Genomic DNA, 14,405 nt, shown 5'->3' on the forward strand with positions numbered 1-14,405 from the left:
CGAAAACCCCTGTCTCTGAGCCTGGCCGCCGCTTCGTCTATCCGGATGCCTATGCGCCGCCGGCGGGGGCTGATACGCGCCCCGCGCCAGGGCGGCTCAGTGAACGGCCGCGAACATGATCTTTTCTTCATCCGCGTCAAGGGCCATCATCTCTTCGACGATCTTGCCGCGTTTGGCCACCAGGATACGGTCGGAAACCGCCATGATTTCAGGAAGATAGGACGATATCACCACCACCGCGAGCCCCTGATCGGCAAGATCATGGATCAGTTGATGGATCTCGACAATCGCGCCGACATCGACGCCGCGGGTCGGCTCATCGAAAATGATCAGCTTCGGCTCCTGGATCAGCGATTTCGCGATCACCACTTTTTGCTGATTGCCGCCAGACAGTTCGATCATCCGCGCCCGGTCCGAGATCTGCTTCAGCCGGAGCCGCTCGCCCCATTCCTTTGCCAGCTCCAGCGCACGGCGCGGCGAGACAACGGAAAGCGGGTTCGATTGTTTCGACAATTCCCCCAGCAGGAGGTTCTGCCCCGCCGTCATGGTTTCGAAAAACCCGTCATGTTTGCGGTCTTCGGTGACGTAGACGATGCCATCGCGCATCGCCGGACGTGGCACGCGGTAGCGCACCGGTTTGCCGTTCAGCCGCACCTCGCCGCCATGCATGAAATCGCGTTTCAGGACGCCCGCAACGACCTTGGCCATCTCTGACCGGCCCGCGCCGACAAGGCCGAAAATCCCCGTCACCTGGCCACCAAAGACCGAGAAGGACGAGTTCCGGACCATGGCGCCGCAGGACAGGTTCTCGACGCTGAGAACCTTTTCGCCATAAGGCCGGGGCTTGCGTTTCACGCTGCCATGCAGGCTTTCCGACAGGGTCCGCCCGACCATCGCCTGGACGATGCTTTCGCGGGTGAAGTCGTGTGCCGCGCCGGTCGCAGCCAGCTGGCCGTCGCGCAGGATCGTGATGCGGTCCGAGACCTCCAGCGCCTCTTCCAGCGCATGGGTGATGAAAACAATGGCCACACCCTTTGCCTTCAGCCGCTCGATCAGCATGAAGAAATGGCGCTTTTCCTCGGGTGTCAGCGTCGCGGTCGGCTCATCAAAGATGATGACACGGGCATTGTGATGCACCGCGCGGGCGATCTCGACCATCTGCTTTTGCGCCGCCCCCAGCGTCGAGACCTGGGCGGTCGGATCAACCTGAAACCCCATGCCGACAAGGAATTGCCGCGCCTCGATATAGAGACCGCGCAGGCGGTTGAACATCTTTTCGTCGCCCAGATAGATGTTCTGTGCGACGGTCATGGCGGGAACCAGATTGGTCTCCTGGAACACCATGACGACGCCGTTTTTCAGCGCTTCAGCGGGCGAGGCAAAGCTGACCTCGCGCCCGTCCAGCAGCATGCGGCCCTGGCTCAGCCGGTAGACACCGGCAATCACCTTGGTCAGCGTCGATTTCCCGGCGCCGTTTTCCCCCAGAAGCGCATGGACCTCGCCCTTGCGCAAAGTGAAATCCATGTCGCGAAACGCCGCAATGCCGCCGAAGCTTTTGGTGGCATTTTGCAGTTCAACCACGGTTTCCATCTTCAGATCCCCCGCCATCAGATCCCCCGGGCGGCGCCGTCAAGGCGCAGGATTTTGCCATGGCCTTTCGAGGCGACACAGAGATCATCGCCCTGTTCCGCAACCGAAACACAGCCATGCGCCTGACCATCGGCCCGCGAATGGAAACTGCGCAGCGGTTTCATCTGCGGCGAACATTGCAGCACCAGCCCATAAGACCGCGTCTCGGCAAAAGGTTTCGTTACGCCCATCCGTCTGAGCTGGCTGCCCTGCATCGGTTCGGAGAAGGACAGCCCCGAGGCGAAGGCGGGCGCCATCCAGAACGGCTCCGGCACCTCGGCCAGCATGCGTTTGCAATAGGCCGGTTCGCGCAGGATGAATTCAACCAGCTGATTGCGCACCGAAAAGAAGCTGAGCCAGAACCCCGCCTCGACCGCAGGGGCGATCCGGGCCGGATAGGCGGGCAGATGTTCCAGAACGGGTTCGGCTTTGCCGGTGCTCAGATCGACCGCCAGCACACGGTGCCGCCAGCTTTCCGAAAGCCAGACCTTTTGCGACCCCGTCGCGGCAACGCCCCCCGCCCAGGCCAGACCGCCCAGCACCCTGACCGCCTCGCCCGTGGCGAGGTTCAGCCGCCAGAGCGCACCGGACTGGCCCCGCTCCATCAGATCACGGCGCCAGTCTGCGGCGCGGCGCTGGCTTGCGCCTTCCGTCACCAGCAGCGTATCGGCATCAAGGAAGGCAAGCGCGCTCGGGCTCTTCGGCGTGGCAAAGCTTTTGCCGTCATGGGTGCCGCCGCGCAGGGTCACGCCCTTGCCGTCAAGCCCCACGGCAAGCATGCCCTTGCCATAAGCCAGCGCCGAAACATCGGTGTCGAAAGCGGCGATCTCTTCGCCGGTCTCAACCCGGATCACGCGCGGGCCTGAAGACGCCACCAGCCCCTTGCCGGTCACGACGAGATTGTCGGCATCCCTAAGCAAGGCGATCTCGGCCGCCTCATCGAGGCCCGCATTCGGCAGCAAAGGGCCATCCAGCACCGGTACCGTGATCGCGGCCTCGCCCCGGCCAAGGCGGCGGTCGATAAAGCGGCGGATCGCGCTCATTTCGGTTTCCCCCAATAGCTGTCGACGCCGCACCAGTCCTGATCCGCCCCGGGCAGTTTCAGGGCGCCCATGCGGTTGTTGAAAATGCCGCACAGATACAGCGTGCCTTTATGCTCGCGCATCGAGGTGATCATCGGATGGCGGGTGCCGCCAAGATCCCAGAAGCTTTCCAGGATCTCGCCTTTTTCATTGAATTTCAGCACGCAGCCGGTGTTGAGGTTCGGCATCAGCCAGGCGTCCTGCGACACACGGCGCGCCATGCGGCGGCGGAAAGACGGCATCTCAAGCGAAAGATCCAGCGCCGGGGTGCGCGAGCCCATCAGGGCCAGCCAGTAGGTGCCGTCGGAGGCGCGGTTGATATTGTCCGGATAGCCCGGCAATCCCTCGATCACGCGTTCCAGCCTGCCCTTTTTCGGCCCTGCATAGTAATAGCGGTTGATCCGGCAGGCCCAGCTTTCGGCAAACAGCACGGATTCCCCGTCATAAGAGGTGCAGACCCCGTTCGGGAAGATCAGGTTCGACAACACGGTGCGGGTGGTTCTGGTTTTGGGATCGTAGACGATCAGCCGCCCATTGCCGCGGCTTTCCAGCGCATCAGCATACCAGTCATGCATCTCGAACCGGACGGTGGCCTCGGAAAAGATGATCCGGCCATCGGGAAGGATGTCGCAGTCATCGGCCAGTTTCATCACGGAATCGTCCGCGATCGAGGTCCAGCTGCGGTTGGTTTCCGCTGTCAGAAGCGTGACTTCGCCCTGGGGCGAGACCTGGTAAAGCCCCATGCCGCCGACACAGACCGCAAGATTGCCCTCGGCGTCGAACGCCATGCCCTGAGGCGCGCCGCCGGTATGGGCGAAGATCTCGTAACGGGTATAATCCGGCCCGAACCAGCGCATGATGTCGCCATGGCGCGAGCCGGTGTAAAGATTGCCCTCGCGGTCGAAAATCGCATCTTCCGCGCCATCCATGATGCCAAGGCCGATGGGCTCTGACGCGCGCAGCCGGTCATTCGGCACCAGCGGCCCCTCGGTCGTGGAAATCGCCGGCGGCAGCTTGTTGAAGGTGGGCGAGATATAGACCGCGCGCAGCAGTTTATGGCGGTTCTTCACCCAGCGAACGTCGAGGAAGACAGCGGTGACCAGCACAAGGCCAAGGATCAGCGCATTGACCGGGCCCGGAATGGCCAGCGCCAGCAAGGACGTCGACAGGATCAGCACGAACAGCGCGCCCATCAGCGCTTTCGCGACCGATCCACGCCCGCCGCCCAGCGAAATGCCGCCCAATACCGTCGCGGTCAGCGCCTGAAGTTCCATCCCCGCGCCGATGTCGGATGCAGCCGACCCGATCCGCGCCGCGAAATGGAACCCGCCAAGCGCCACCAGAACCGAGCAGATCACATAGGCGGAAAACACCGTCCAGCGCACATTGATCCCGGCATTATGCGCCGAGCGCCGCGCACCACCAACCGCCAGCAGCCGCCAGCCATAACGGCCACGCGACAGCACGATATGCAGGATCAGCGCAATCGCGGCCAGCACCCAGAAGGGGGTCGGCAGGCCCAGAACATGCCCCATGCCAAGGAAATCCCAGGCCGGGGAATCCGGGTAGTTCATCACGATATCGGTCGAGATCTGCGGGAAGACGATATCGAAAACCGACCGGAAGATGATCAGCGTCACCAGTGTCGTCAGAAAGGCCCGCATCCTGAGGATACCGACCATGAAGCCGTTGATCGCGCCGCAAACCGCGCCGACCCCCAGGGTGGCGGCCAGCCCTCCGCCAAGGCTCAGCCCCATGACATTCATGGTGTAAAGCGCGGTGGTGACCGCAAGCGCAAACGTGGACCCGACCGAGAGGTCAATCCCCCCCGAGATCATCACGATGGTCAGGCCCAGAACAACGAGCCCCAGCTCGGCCATCTCGCCGGAAAGAAGTGAGATCGTCCCGAACTCGAAGAAGCGCGGCACGATCGGTGCGAAAATCGCAATCACAAGCACAAGGGCTGTGAAGGGAATTGCGCTGTCCACCCATTTCTTGGTGAGAAGCTCGCCCAGAACGTGATCGGGCAGAACCCGGTACCGCAACCGGACAAGGCTTTCGCTGAGGCTCATTGCAGACAGGTCCTTACTTCAGCTCGTCAATTTTCCAGCAGTTGCGACCGCTGGCATTGTTCTTGTCGACACGGGTGATCGGCCCGAAGAAGACGGTTTTCTCGGATCCGGCCGGGCGGTCGGGATTTTGCAGGAATTCAGAAATCTGTTGCGCGGCAATCTCGGCCTGGATCGGCGCGTTGAAATTATAGACCACGTCCAGCAGACCCTTTTCAATGCTCTCGCATGCGGTATGGGCGCCCGCGCCATTTGTGACGATGGTCACCTGATCCTGTTTGCCTGCGGCCAGAACGGCGGCACCGGCGCCGACTTCGGCATTGTCCCAGATGCCCATGATCCCGCAGAGATCGGGATGCTGTTGCAGCACGGTCTCGGTGATCTGACGGGCTTTCTCGCTGTCGTAATCAGCGGGCTGATCCGAGACCAGTTCGAGGCCGGGATTTTCCGCAAGGATCTGGTTGAGACCTTCACGCATATAGATATTTGCGGCACCGGTCTGCACGCCCGCCAGCCAGACGATCTTGCCCGAAGGCGCGCCGGGGGCAAGGCAGGTCCGGGCCAGCTCGCCTGCTTCCAGGCGGCCCATTTCGATCCAGTCATTGCCGACATAGCTGTCGGTCTGTGTGATCGACTGCATATTGATCTGCAGGATCTTGATCCCGGCATCCTGCGCCTGTTTCAGCGCACGGGCATAGGTCTGCACATCGGGGTTCTGCACGATCAGCACATCAGGCTTTTCGGCAATCGCACCCTGCAGTGCGCGGATGCCGGCGGCGGTGTCCATATTGGGGTCACGCACTTCGAAGGTGAACCCATAGCGCGCGGCATGGCGCTGCCAGACGGCGGTCCAGGCCTGGTTGAGATCCATCCCCTGCGAAAGCGGCACGAAAATCACCTTCTTGCCGGTCACGGCCTCCAGATAGGCGGCACGACCAACCTGTTCGATATCATCGGCCTGCGCCGGAACCGCTGCCAGCAGCGCAGAAGCCGCCAGTGCCGCGAAGGTGGTATTCTTCAGAACTTTCATAGTGTCTCCTCCCTGAAACTTTCTTGTCTGCGTGATGGGTCAGATATCGCCGCTTTGCGAGGTCTGCTCGTCGCGGGGGTTGATCACCGCATCCAGCGCCAGCGCGACCAACAGGATCACGCTCTTGATCAGGTTCTGGCTGGTATAGCTGAAATTCATGATCGTCATGCCGTTGATCAGAATGCCGACCAGAACCGTGCCAACAAGAACGTTGCGCACGCCGCCCTGACCACCGGAAAGGCTGATCCCGCCCAGCACCACGACCAGCAGCACATCATAGATCAGCGTGGAATTATAAAGCCTTGTGTTGATCCCGGACACGAGGCCGGTCATCAGGATTCCCGCGGCATAGGCGATCAGCGCGGCCAGCACATATTGGCTGATCTGCACCGGCCGGGTCGGAAGACCCATGGTCCGCGCCGCATGCGGATTGTCGCCCGTCGCATAGATGAAGCGGCCAAACCGCGTCAGGCTGAGGAACAGTGCTACCAGCGCCGCGATGCCTGCAAGGATCAGAATGGAATAGGGCACGCCCAGGAAGGTGCCCGAGCCGATGGCCACCAGCCAGCCGATCCCCGCCGGGGCATAAAGCACATCCGAACTGAAGGCGACGCGGCCCCCGCCATAGACGATAGACGCCATGGCAAGGGTGGCAAAGATCGGCGGCACTTCGGCAATGGCGATCAGAATGCCGGTGATCAGCCCGCAAAACGCCACCAGGGCCGCGCCGATCAGCACCGCTTCACCAAAGGCAAAGCCCTGCGATGACAGCCAGATGGCAAAAGCCACGCCCACCACCATGACCGCAACCATGGTCAGGTCAATGCCGCGCCCGACAACGATCATCCCCATCCCCACCGCAAGCGTGCCAAGGATGGCCACGTTTTTCAGCAAGGTGAGCAGATTGCCCTGGGTCAGGAAGTTGTTCAGAAACAGGGCGAAAGCCAGAAACAGCGTCAGCGCGATCAGTGAGACCACGCCCTCCTGGGTCAGCCGGAAACGGCGGTGACGTCCGGCCTGTGCCGGTTCTCTCAAGGACATGTCTTTTCTCCCCCTCCCCGGCATCGCAGGTCTCATCACAGGCCTGCAACACAAACTGGCCCGACGGATGCGGGTCATACCTCTCCCAAGGCAAGCGCAATCTCCAGCTTGTTTTCCGCACAGGCAATTTCATTTTCCTGACCGCGCGTGCTGAAAATCCCGCCAGCATCCGAAAAGCGGCCCCCCGGCGGTTAGCCGGGGCCTGGGGTCAGCGTGAGGGCAGTGATGTGCAATGGGCCGGATCCGACCCGTAAACTGCGGCCCGGAGCTTTCGCCGCTTCGGTCAGGGTGCTGCCGGAGGCCCGCAAGCGCGCCGGGTCAAAGCGCCCGTAACGCAGCCTCGGTCAACTCGGATGTGCGGGTGAAGATCCGCGCCGCCCCCGCCGCCAGAAGCTGGTCACCATGTCCCGGCCAGGAATGACGCCCTGCGGTCAGGCCAGCCACCCGCATCCCGGCCGCCAGCGCCGCTTTCACCCCGGCGGCGCTGTCCTCGACAACCACGCAATCCGCCGGATCGACACCGCACTGGCTGGCGGCGAACAGAAACACATCCGGAAAGGGCTTACCCCGTGCCACCTGGCTTGCGGAATAGATATGCGGCGCGAAAAAATCGCTCAGCCCGCAGATCTCAAGCGAGCGGCGCAGTTTCGGCAGCGCCGAAGACGAGGCTACAGCTTTACGCCCCGGCAGGCGCTCCAGCGCGGCCCGAATGCCTTCGACCGGCTGCAATTCGGTCTCCATCCGCGCGAGGAGCAACGCATCGGCCTCTTGTATCAGACCCTCAGGCCAGGGCGCGCCCCGCAGCGCGGCGATCTGATCCCAGATCACCGCTTTTGGCTGGCCGATATGGCCGCGGATGATCTCTGCCGCCGTGATCGGCCAGCCAGCCGTCGTCATCAGTTCTGCGTCAATCGCATTCGAGAGGATCTCGCTGTCGACCAGCACACCGTCACAATCAAAGATAATCATTCGCCGTAAGGAACCCAGATGTTTTTGACCAGTGTGGCGCGGGTCAGGAACTGCCGGCCCTGACCCTCGGATGAAAGCCAGTTGCGGGCCGCGCCATCCTCGGTCCAGGTCTGTTTCAGATTGCCGGCAGAAGCGATTTCGACTGCCTTAGCCCCTTCTCCGGTGCCGAAGTACCAGAGTCCATCGACATCGTCATGCTCCGCCAGCGAAACAAGGCCCAGAAGCGGCAGGGCTGTCGGGCAGACCAGCCCGACCACGCCGAGCGGACCGAGAGGTTTTCTGCCAGATAATACAGCACCTGGGCGCGATTATGCCCGGTCTGCCCACCCCTGCCCCTGGCAGCATGGGCCGCATTACGGATATCCTTGCGGCTGCCAAGCGGCGCAAGGCCAACCGTGCCTTTCGGCCCCTCGACACGGTAAGAATAGCCACTGTCGGGGCGCGTCTGTTTACCACCGACATAGAGCTTTGCCATGCGGTCGATGGCAGATCCCGGCAGGGCTTTCGCCGACCATGGTCGGATAAACGCAGACCGCGCCGGTCGTAAGCCCGGGATCCCCGATCCCCAGCCCCTTGGTGATATGCGCGGCCAGCGGCTGGCGCGCCTTGGCGCAAAGACGGCGGACCCGCGCAGCAGTATCGTCGCCCACGAGCGTCGTCAGATCAGTGCGGCGGATCGCATTGATCAGCCAGGCGGCCTGACACTCTTTCTTGACCGTGCGGCGCGCCCCCAGCGAAGCGGCCCGGCGCTCTGTGGCAGAGCGATTGACCGCATGGCCATAGAACATCGCAGTCTCAAGCGGCATGCCCGGATTGCGCGGGTCATTCGCCAGATCCTGCGGTCGCAGGGCGCAGAGAGACCTGCGGCGGGTAATGGTCATAGGCATGCTCCAATACCCTGGTCGCGCCGGCCCCAACGCCACCGCACCCATATTGCCATAAAGCGTGAGATGGCGCCCGGCGGGTCAGGCGCTTTGCACCTCTGAAAGCCCCGCCTCCTGCGCCAGTTTGACAAGCCTGCGGTCAAAACTCACGAAACCATCACATTGCGCCGATTTTCCCAGATGCAGTGCATCGGCGAAATCCATGCCCTGTTCGGCCCGGTCCAGCGCATCCGCGACGATCACCGCATCCTCGATGGTCACGGTCGCAAGCCCGCCGAAGGCGCGAAGCGCGCGCGCCACTTCCGCCGGTTTATAGCCGTAAGCGCTGCGCAGCACCCATTCGGTTTCCAAAATGACCGTCACCGCGACAAAGACCGCCTGAGCGTTAACCAGGGTGCGGGCGCGCGGCGACTGGTCGGGGTGATCGCCGGTCAGGTAGCGCACCACCACATTCGTATCAATCGCGATCATGACGCCGCCGCGCTTCGGCCAGCACGGCCGCGTCCATCTCTTCAACCGATTTCGGATCGCCGCGATGGGGCAGCAGGGCGAAAACGTCTTCGGGCTTTGTTGCGGCAAAGGCCGGCGCGCGTTTCAGAAGTACCCCCTCTGCCGTCTCTTCGACGATCAGCCGGGTGCCGACCTCCCAGTCCCGCCGCTGCCGGATGGCCTTGGGCAGAATGATCTGGCCTTTGGTCGAAAGAGTGGTGGTCGTGGCAGGTGGCCGCGGCATGAGCAAAGCTCCAATGTAAGACAAAGGTAAGATAACAGTTCCCCCCCTTCCTTTCAAGCATGCCGGACAGGGCCAGTTCCACCCTCCGGAGCGCGGGCGAAGGGGATATCACTGCTCTCGAAACCCCGGGCGAGACCCGGCGATTGAGCGCGTGCCGACCAAAGCAGGTACCGGCCGGGCAGCGAGCGCTCTCGCCCGCCTTACGAATCGCGGCTTTGACCCGACAGCCAGCGGCTGCGGCAATGCTACAAGATATTGATACAGGTCGGGATGACGAACCGGGCTGTTTTCGTTACATTTCGGCCACATGACTGCCGGGCGGCGCAATTTATCCACAAGCTGGCCCGGGAAGGCGCTACCAGGTGTAGAATTTTCTTGCGCGACGCCCGTTCCTGGCGCATTTCTTTCTGTAGCGCAGAAATGCAAGAATTTCGGTTTTTTGCGCTACAGACATTATGAGCATCCCTGTAGAAGGGGCAGAGCGCAGAGAAACTGCGCCGCACAGGACAAATGAGGGCTGCATGACAGCAGAGCGTGTATTCGCAGAGCTCCAGGGCGATGCAGCAACCTTGCACGATTCCATCCGCCAGCATCTGGAGCGCAATTTTGCGCCGGATGCACGGAAATATCTGCGCAGCTTTTCTTCGGGGGAAGCCGCCGATTTTCTTGGCCTCGCGCCCGGACATCTGCGCAAGCTGCATGCCGAAGACAAGATCCCCGATGTGGCACAGGACGAACGCGGCCGCAGGCTTTACACCGCCGAAGATCTCGGGCTGATCCGCCTGGCTCTGGCGCGCACCACCCGCGACCCCTCGCTTTACCTGCGCGGCCGGGTCGGGCAGGAGCCCTTGCAGATCCTGTCCTGCGTGTCCTTCAAGGGCGGGTCGGCCAAGACGACTTCGGCTGCCTATCTCAGCCAGTGGTTCGCACTGCATGGCTACCGGGTGCTGGTGATCGACATGGACCCCCAGGCCTCGCTGTCCTCGATGACCGGCCTGCGCCCCGAGATCGATTTCTCGCATCAGGGCACGATCTATGACGCGATCCGCTATACCGACCCACTGCCGATGGAAGAGGTCATTCGCAAAACCTATTTCCACGGGCTCGACATCGCGGCGGGCGGGCTGATCCTGTCGGAATATGAGACCGAGACCCCCTATGCGCTGCGCCAGGGTTCCGAGCCGCCGTTCTATCTGCGGCTGCGGGAGGCGATCCGGTCGGTCGAGGCGAATTACGACATCGTCTTCATTGACTGCCCGCCGCAGCTGGGCTTTCTGACGCTTTCATCGCTGGTGGCCTCGTCTTCGATCCTGATCCCGGTGGTGCCGAATTTCATCGATGTGGCCTCGCTCGCGCAGTTCCTGACCATGGCGGCATCGCTCCTGGACACGATCCGGGACGCGGGCATGACGCTGGATTACGATTTCCTGCGCTACCTGGTGTCGCGGTTCGAACCCTCGGACGGGCCGCAGGCCCAGGTCGCCGGGCTTTTGCGCGCGAATTTCGGGAAACGGGTGATGACCGAGACTTTCCTGAAATCCACCGCCATCTCTGATGCCGGGCTGACGCATCAGACCCTGTTCGAGGTCGGGCGCGGCAGCATGAACCGCAATACCTATGACCGCGCGATGGAATCCGTGAATGCGGTCGCGCGCGAGCTGGAGCAAGACATCCACAGAGCCTGGGGAAGGAACTGACATGGCCCGCAAAAACATGTTCGAAGGCATCTCCCCTGCCCCGCGCCCAGCCGGCGTGGCTGAGCCCGCGAAGATGCCCGAGGTCTTTCAGGCCAGCGGCCCGATTGCAGCGATCCGCAATGATCTGCGCAGCATCGGCAGCCGCTCGGTCCAGGAGATTGATCCGGCCCAGATCGAAGATACCGGCCTCAGGGACCGGCTTGGCGATCTGGGCGACGACATCGCCGAGCTGCGCGAGAGCATTGCGAAACACGGGCAGCAGGTGCCGATCCTGCTGCGTCCGCATCCAAAGCTCAGCGGGCGCTATCAGGTGGTCTATGGCCGGCGCCGTCTGGCGGCGATCCGCGGTCTTGACCTGCCGGTCAAGGCGCTGATCCGCACGCTGTCGGATGAAGAGGCGGTGCTGGCTCAGGGCCAGGAAAACAATCTCCGCAAAGACCCGTCTTTCATCGAAAAGGCGCTGTTTGCCGGCGATCTTGAAGAGGCCGGCTATGAGGCCCGCGTGATCCAGGACGCGCTGAATGTCAGTCGCAGCCATACCTCGCATATGCGCAAAGTGCGCGAGGCGCTGCCGCGTGAGGTGATCGAACGGATTGGCGCGGCCCCCTCGGTCGGCTGGAAACGCTGGTATGATCTGGCCTTGCGGGTCATCGAAGGACAGATCGCGGCAGATTCGGTCCACCCTGCCCCGTTTGCCCCGGAACTGACCTCGGATCAGCGCTTCGAGGCGTGGGTCAGGGCGATCCCGACGACAGCGCGACCGGAAAAAGCAGCCGCTGCCGACAGCGCCGCCACGATCCTCGCCCGTGACGGGACAGAGCTGGGCTCGGTCCGGCTGCAAAAGGCCCGGATGAGCTTTGAGGCAACGGCCGGCAATGCCGGTTTCGCGGCCTGGCTGCATGACGAGGCCCAGGATCTGCTGCCGCGCCTTTATGAAGAATTTCTGGCGGCGCGCGCGAAACGCAGCTGACCGGACACACCAAACCCCAACGATAACAACAAAGGAGCAGTGTCGGAAAAAGAAAGACCTTCCGAATGGAAACCACCCGGAAGGCCCGTGCAAACCACAGGGCGCCAACCCTGAGAATGCTTAACGTCTAGCAAGAGCACTCTAGCGCAGGCCCGAATCACATGCAACATCGCTGAGGCGGTGATTGGAAAACTGTTGTCGTTTTCCCGGTGTGCCAGCCGGCATGCGGCCCATAATCGGACCGTCTTCTCGTTCCGCCCGATGACATCATGGAACAGATCCCTTACTCGCCCCTGCCCCGCCGGGACGGGCGCCGGTCCTTTGCACCTTCTCTCCATGCCCTGCCGCAGAGGACAGGCAAAGTAAGCCCCGACCTGCGCTGGCACCTGCTGGATCTGGTAAGGATCTGCCGCGAGCGGCTTCAGCTGCGCGACCGCGATATTGCGGTTCTGCGCGGGCTCCTGAGCCTTTTGCCGCAGGATCCGCAGCCGGATCAGAGGATGGTCTTCGCCTCGAACCGGGTTCTGAGCGCGCGCTGTGACGGCATAGATGAGCGCACCCTGCGCCGCCGGCTGAACCATCTCCGGTCGGTCGGGCTGGTGAGCAAGAGGCCGAGCCCCAATGGCAAACGCTATCAGATCCGCAATTCCGAGGCCGATGTGCAGCTGAGCTATGGTATCAGCCTCACGCCGTTGTTCGACCTGCATCCCCATCTGGAAGCCCTTGCTGAAACCTGCCATCAGGAAGCTGCAGAAGTGAAGGCCCTGCGCGCTGTGATCCGCGACCGGCTGTTTCACTGCACCAGCGCTTTGGCCGAGACACTCCTGGAAACGGCCCGCCTCGCGCTGCGCCGAAAGCTCGGGCCAGATGAGCTGCGGGCCATCGTGGCGTCCCTGCCCCTGCGGGAGGACAGCGCGCCTGACCACTCGCCGCACGACGTGACAAAGCCCGATATTGCATCTGAAAAATCCGGTGAAATGACCGCCAGAAACGGCCAGAATGACCGGCACATTCAGAGATCAGGAAAAGATACCTTTGATTCTGACTCTGCTCAGAAACCACAGGATATCAGCATTGATGAATGCCTGGAGATGGCAGCTGCGGTGAAAGATTACGCTCCAGGCCCACCGCGAAGCTGGTCTGATCTTATCCGGCTTTCTGATTCACTGGCGCCGGCAATCGGTTTGTCGCATCCCGTGCTGGGCCTTGCAAAAGAACGGTTTGGGCTGCAAGGCTGCGCGCTGGTTGTTCTCGGCCTTGTGCAGGCCTTTGGTCGTATCCGCAGCCCCGGAGCCTATCTCACCGCGGTACTGCGAAAGACAGAGTCGCGGATTTCAGACCCCGTTCGGGTGTTCCATTCCCTTGTGAGACCCGCGCCTTCGGCCAGATGTATACCGGGGTAAACACTTGGGGTGCGGGCTATGTATACCTGGGTAAACATGCTTCATGTGCCGAAGCGTCAGACCGGCCTGAAATCCGCCGTCTGCGCGGATCTCAGATCCTCTGGCACCGCATCTGACGCTGCGAGGTCCACAATCAACAGCGCCTCTCCCCGGGCTCCGGCAGTCGCAAGCGGCTGGCCGTCCGGCCCTGCAATCACGGAAAGCCCGCCGAAGGCCAGATCCCCTTCAGGCCCGGTCAGATTGGCATAGGCCACGGTGCAATTGCCTTCATGCGCGCGGGCCGGAACAAGGATGCGCTGAACATGTTCAAAGCCGACAGGATTGGCCGTGGGCACCAGGATCAGCCCGGCGCCATTGCGGGCAAGGGCAGCCGCATGGGCCGGAAATTCAATGTCATAGCAAACCAGCATGGCGAACTTTCGCCCTTCCAGCTCAAATACCGGACACAGTTGGCCGCCGGGGCGAAAAGATCTGCGCTCCATCGGGCCGAAAAGCTGGACCTTGCGGTAATGCGCCAGCACCGCACCATCGGGGCTGATCGTCGTGGCAGCGTTGTAGACGGTATCGCCGTCTCGCTCGGCCCAGCCCAGGCAGATGCCGCACCCCGCACGCGCGGCCATCTCACGCAGCCGGGTGATCCATGTGCCGTCCAGCGGCTGAGACAGACTTTCATGCAGATCCGGCCGGTTATACCCCGGGAGCAGCAGCTCTGGCGCCAGCAGGAGTTTGGCCCCTGCCGCTGCCGCCGCCTGCAACTGCGTGCAAATCGCCGAAAATGCCGCCTCAATGTTCCCATTGGTCGGCTTCGCCTGCCAGAGTGCCACCTTCATCCGAACCCCACTTCCGCTACTGTCTTTACAAATCTGCCCTGGTTTCCCTCAATCTGCAAAGCATCTGC

At 62.4% G+C, this 14,405-nt stretch carries 14 protein-coding genes; 3 read left to right on the forward strand and 11 right to left on the reverse strand.

The window, feature by feature from the left end; all coding sequences use genetic code 11:
- Positions 1–96: 96 nt before the first annotated feature.
- The 10 genes from BLW25_RS21775 to BLW25_RS21820 form a co-directional block, all read right to left on the reverse strand.
- Positions 97–1,608: a sugar ABC transporter ATP-binding protein gene (locus tag BLW25_RS21775; RefSeq protein ID WP_253188617.1), complete on the reverse strand. Its 1,512-nt coding sequence runs from the start codon at positions 1,606–1,608 to the stop codon at positions 97–99.
- Complete coding sequence (locus BLW25_RS21780; protein ID WP_092904109.1) at positions 1,608–2,672, reverse strand: hypothetical protein; 1,065 nt, start codon at positions 2,670–2,672, stop codon at positions 1,608–1,610. The genes BLW25_RS21775 and BLW25_RS21780 overlap by 1 nt, the downstream gene beginning before the upstream one ends.
- On the reverse strand, positions 2,669–4,783 hold the full coding sequence (locus BLW25_RS21785; protein ID WP_092904111.1) for an ABC transporter permease: 2,115 nt from the start codon (positions 4,781–4,783) through the stop codon (positions 2,669–2,671). The genes BLW25_RS21780 and BLW25_RS21785 overlap by 4 nt, the downstream gene beginning before the upstream one ends.
- Before the next feature lie 13 nt (positions 4,784–4,796).
- Entirely contained in the window at positions 4,797–5,810 is a 1,014-nt protein-coding gene (locus BLW25_RS21790; protein ID WP_092904113.1) for a sugar ABC transporter substrate-binding protein, read from the reverse strand.
- Positions 5,811–5,849: 39 nt separating this feature from the next.
- Positions 5,850–6,851, reverse strand: a complete 1,002-nt coding sequence (locus BLW25_RS21795) for an ABC transporter permease (protein WP_092904115.1) — start codon at positions 6,849–6,851, stop codon at positions 5,850–5,852.
- A gap of 318 nt (positions 6,852–7,169) precedes the next feature.
- Complete coding sequence (locus tag BLW25_RS21800; protein ID WP_092904117.1) at positions 7,170–7,820, reverse strand: HAD family hydrolase; 651 nt, start codon at positions 7,818–7,820, stop codon at positions 7,170–7,172.
- On the reverse strand, positions 7,817–8,077 hold the full coding sequence (locus BLW25_RS24785) for a hypothetical protein (RefSeq protein WP_216279476.1): 261 nt from the start codon (positions 8,075–8,077) through the stop codon (positions 7,817–7,819). The genes BLW25_RS21800 and BLW25_RS24785 overlap by 4 nt, the downstream gene beginning before the upstream one ends.
- Positions 8,078–8,269: 192 nt before the next feature.
- On the reverse strand, positions 8,270–8,701 hold the full coding sequence (locus BLW25_RS21810) for a hypothetical protein (RefSeq protein ID WP_216279477.1): 432 nt from the start codon (positions 8,699–8,701) through the stop codon (positions 8,270–8,272).
- An 84-nt stretch (positions 8,702–8,785) separates the two neighbouring features.
- Positions 8,786–9,175 carry a type II toxin-antitoxin system VapC family toxin gene (locus tag BLW25_RS21815; protein ID WP_092904119.1) on the reverse strand — a complete coding sequence of 130 codons (390 nt, stop codon included), beginning with the start codon at positions 9,173–9,175 and terminating at the stop codon, positions 8,786–8,788.
- Positions 9,162–9,437, reverse strand: a complete 276-nt coding sequence (locus BLW25_RS21820) for an AbrB/MazE/SpoVT family DNA-binding domain-containing protein (protein ID WP_092904423.1) — start codon at positions 9,435–9,437, stop codon at positions 9,162–9,164. The genes BLW25_RS21815 and BLW25_RS21820 overlap by 14 nt, the downstream gene beginning before the upstream one ends.
- Before the next feature lie 521 nt (positions 9,438–9,958).
- On the opposite strand from BLW25_RS21820, the gene repA reads away from it, so the two are divergent.
- The 3 genes from repA to repC all read left to right on the forward strand — a co-directional run bounded on the left by repA (position 9,959) and on the right by repC (position 13,507).
- Positions 9,959–11,134 carry a plasmid partitioning protein RepA gene (gene repA, locus BLW25_RS21825; protein WP_092904121.1) on the forward strand — a complete coding sequence of 392 codons (1,176 nt, stop codon included), beginning with the start codon at positions 9,959–9,961 and terminating at the stop codon, positions 11,132–11,134.
- A 1-nt stretch (position 11,135) separates the two neighbouring features.
- Positions 11,136–12,104: a plasmid partitioning protein RepB gene (repB, locus tag BLW25_RS21830; protein WP_171909707.1), complete on the forward strand. Its 969-nt coding sequence runs from the start codon at positions 11,136–11,138 to the stop codon at positions 12,102–12,104.
- Positions 12,105–12,373: 269 nt separating this feature from the next.
- Positions 12,374–13,507, forward strand: coding sequence for a plasmid replication protein RepC (gene repC, locus BLW25_RS21835; protein WP_092904125.1), 1,134 nt, complete (start codon positions 12,374–12,376; stop codon positions 13,505–13,507).
- 56 nt (positions 13,508–13,563) lie between these two features.
- Here the strand turns inward: repC and BLW25_RS21840 are convergent, their stop codons facing one another.
- A complete protein-coding gene (locus BLW25_RS21840) occupies positions 13,564–14,337 on the reverse strand; it encodes a nitrilase-related carbon-nitrogen hydrolase (RefSeq protein WP_092904127.1) in 774 nt (257 codons plus the stop codon).
- Between the last annotated feature and the right edge of the window lie 68 nt (positions 14,338–14,405).

The sequence above is a fragment of the Rhodobacter sp. 24-YEA-8 genome (genome assembly GCF_900105075.1).
GTDB lineage: Bacteria > Pseudomonadota > Alphaproteobacteria > Rhodobacterales > Rhodobacteraceae > Pseudogemmobacter.

Coding starts and splice junctions, on each gene's coding strand:
- BLW25_RS21775 (WP_253188617.1), bottom strand. CDS start 1,608: ATGGCGGGGGATCTGAAGATGGAAACCGTGGTTGAACTGCAAAATGCC.
- BLW25_RS21780 (WP_092904109.1), bottom strand. CDS start 2,672: ATGAGCGCGATCCGCCGCTTTATCGACCGCCGCCTTGGCCGGGGCGAG.
- BLW25_RS21785 (WP_092904111.1), bottom strand. CDS start 4,783: ATGAGCCTCAGCGAAAGCCTTGTCCGGTTGCGGTACCGGGTTCTGCCC.
- BLW25_RS21790 (WP_092904113.1), bottom strand. CDS start 5,810: ATGAAAGTTCTGAAGAATACCACCTTCGCGGCACTGGCGGCTTCTGCG.
- BLW25_RS21795 (WP_092904115.1), bottom strand. CDS start 6,851: ATGTCCTTGAGAGAACCGGCACAGGCCGGACGTCACCGCCGTTTCCGG.
- BLW25_RS21800 (WP_092904117.1), bottom strand. CDS start 7,820: ATGATTATCTTTGATTGTGACGGTGTGCTGGTCGACAGCGAGATCCTC.
- BLW25_RS21810 (WP_216279477.1), bottom strand. CDS start 8,701: ATGACCATTACCCGCCGCAGGTCTCTCTGCGCCCTGCGACCGCAGGAT.
- BLW25_RS21815 (WP_092904119.1), bottom strand. CDS start 9,175: ATGATCGCGATTGATACGAATGTGGTGGTGCGCTACCTGACCGGCGAT.
- BLW25_RS21820 (WP_092904423.1), bottom strand. CDS start 9,437: ATGCCGCGGCCACCTGCCACGACCACCACTCTTTCGACCAAAGGCCAG.
- repA (WP_092904121.1), top strand. CDS start 9,959: ATGACAGCAGAGCGTGTATTCGCAGAGCTCCAGGGCGATGCAGCAACC.
- repB (WP_171909707.1), top strand. CDS start 11,136: ATGGCCCGCAAAAACATGTTCGAAGGCATCTCCCCTGCCCCGCGCCCA.
- repC (WP_092904125.1), top strand. CDS start 12,374: ATGGAACAGATCCCTTACTCGCCCCTGCCCCGCCGGGACGGGCGCCGG.
- BLW25_RS21840 (WP_092904127.1), bottom strand. CDS start 14,337: ATGAAGGTGGCACTCTGGCAGGCGAAGCCGACCAATGGGAACATTGAG.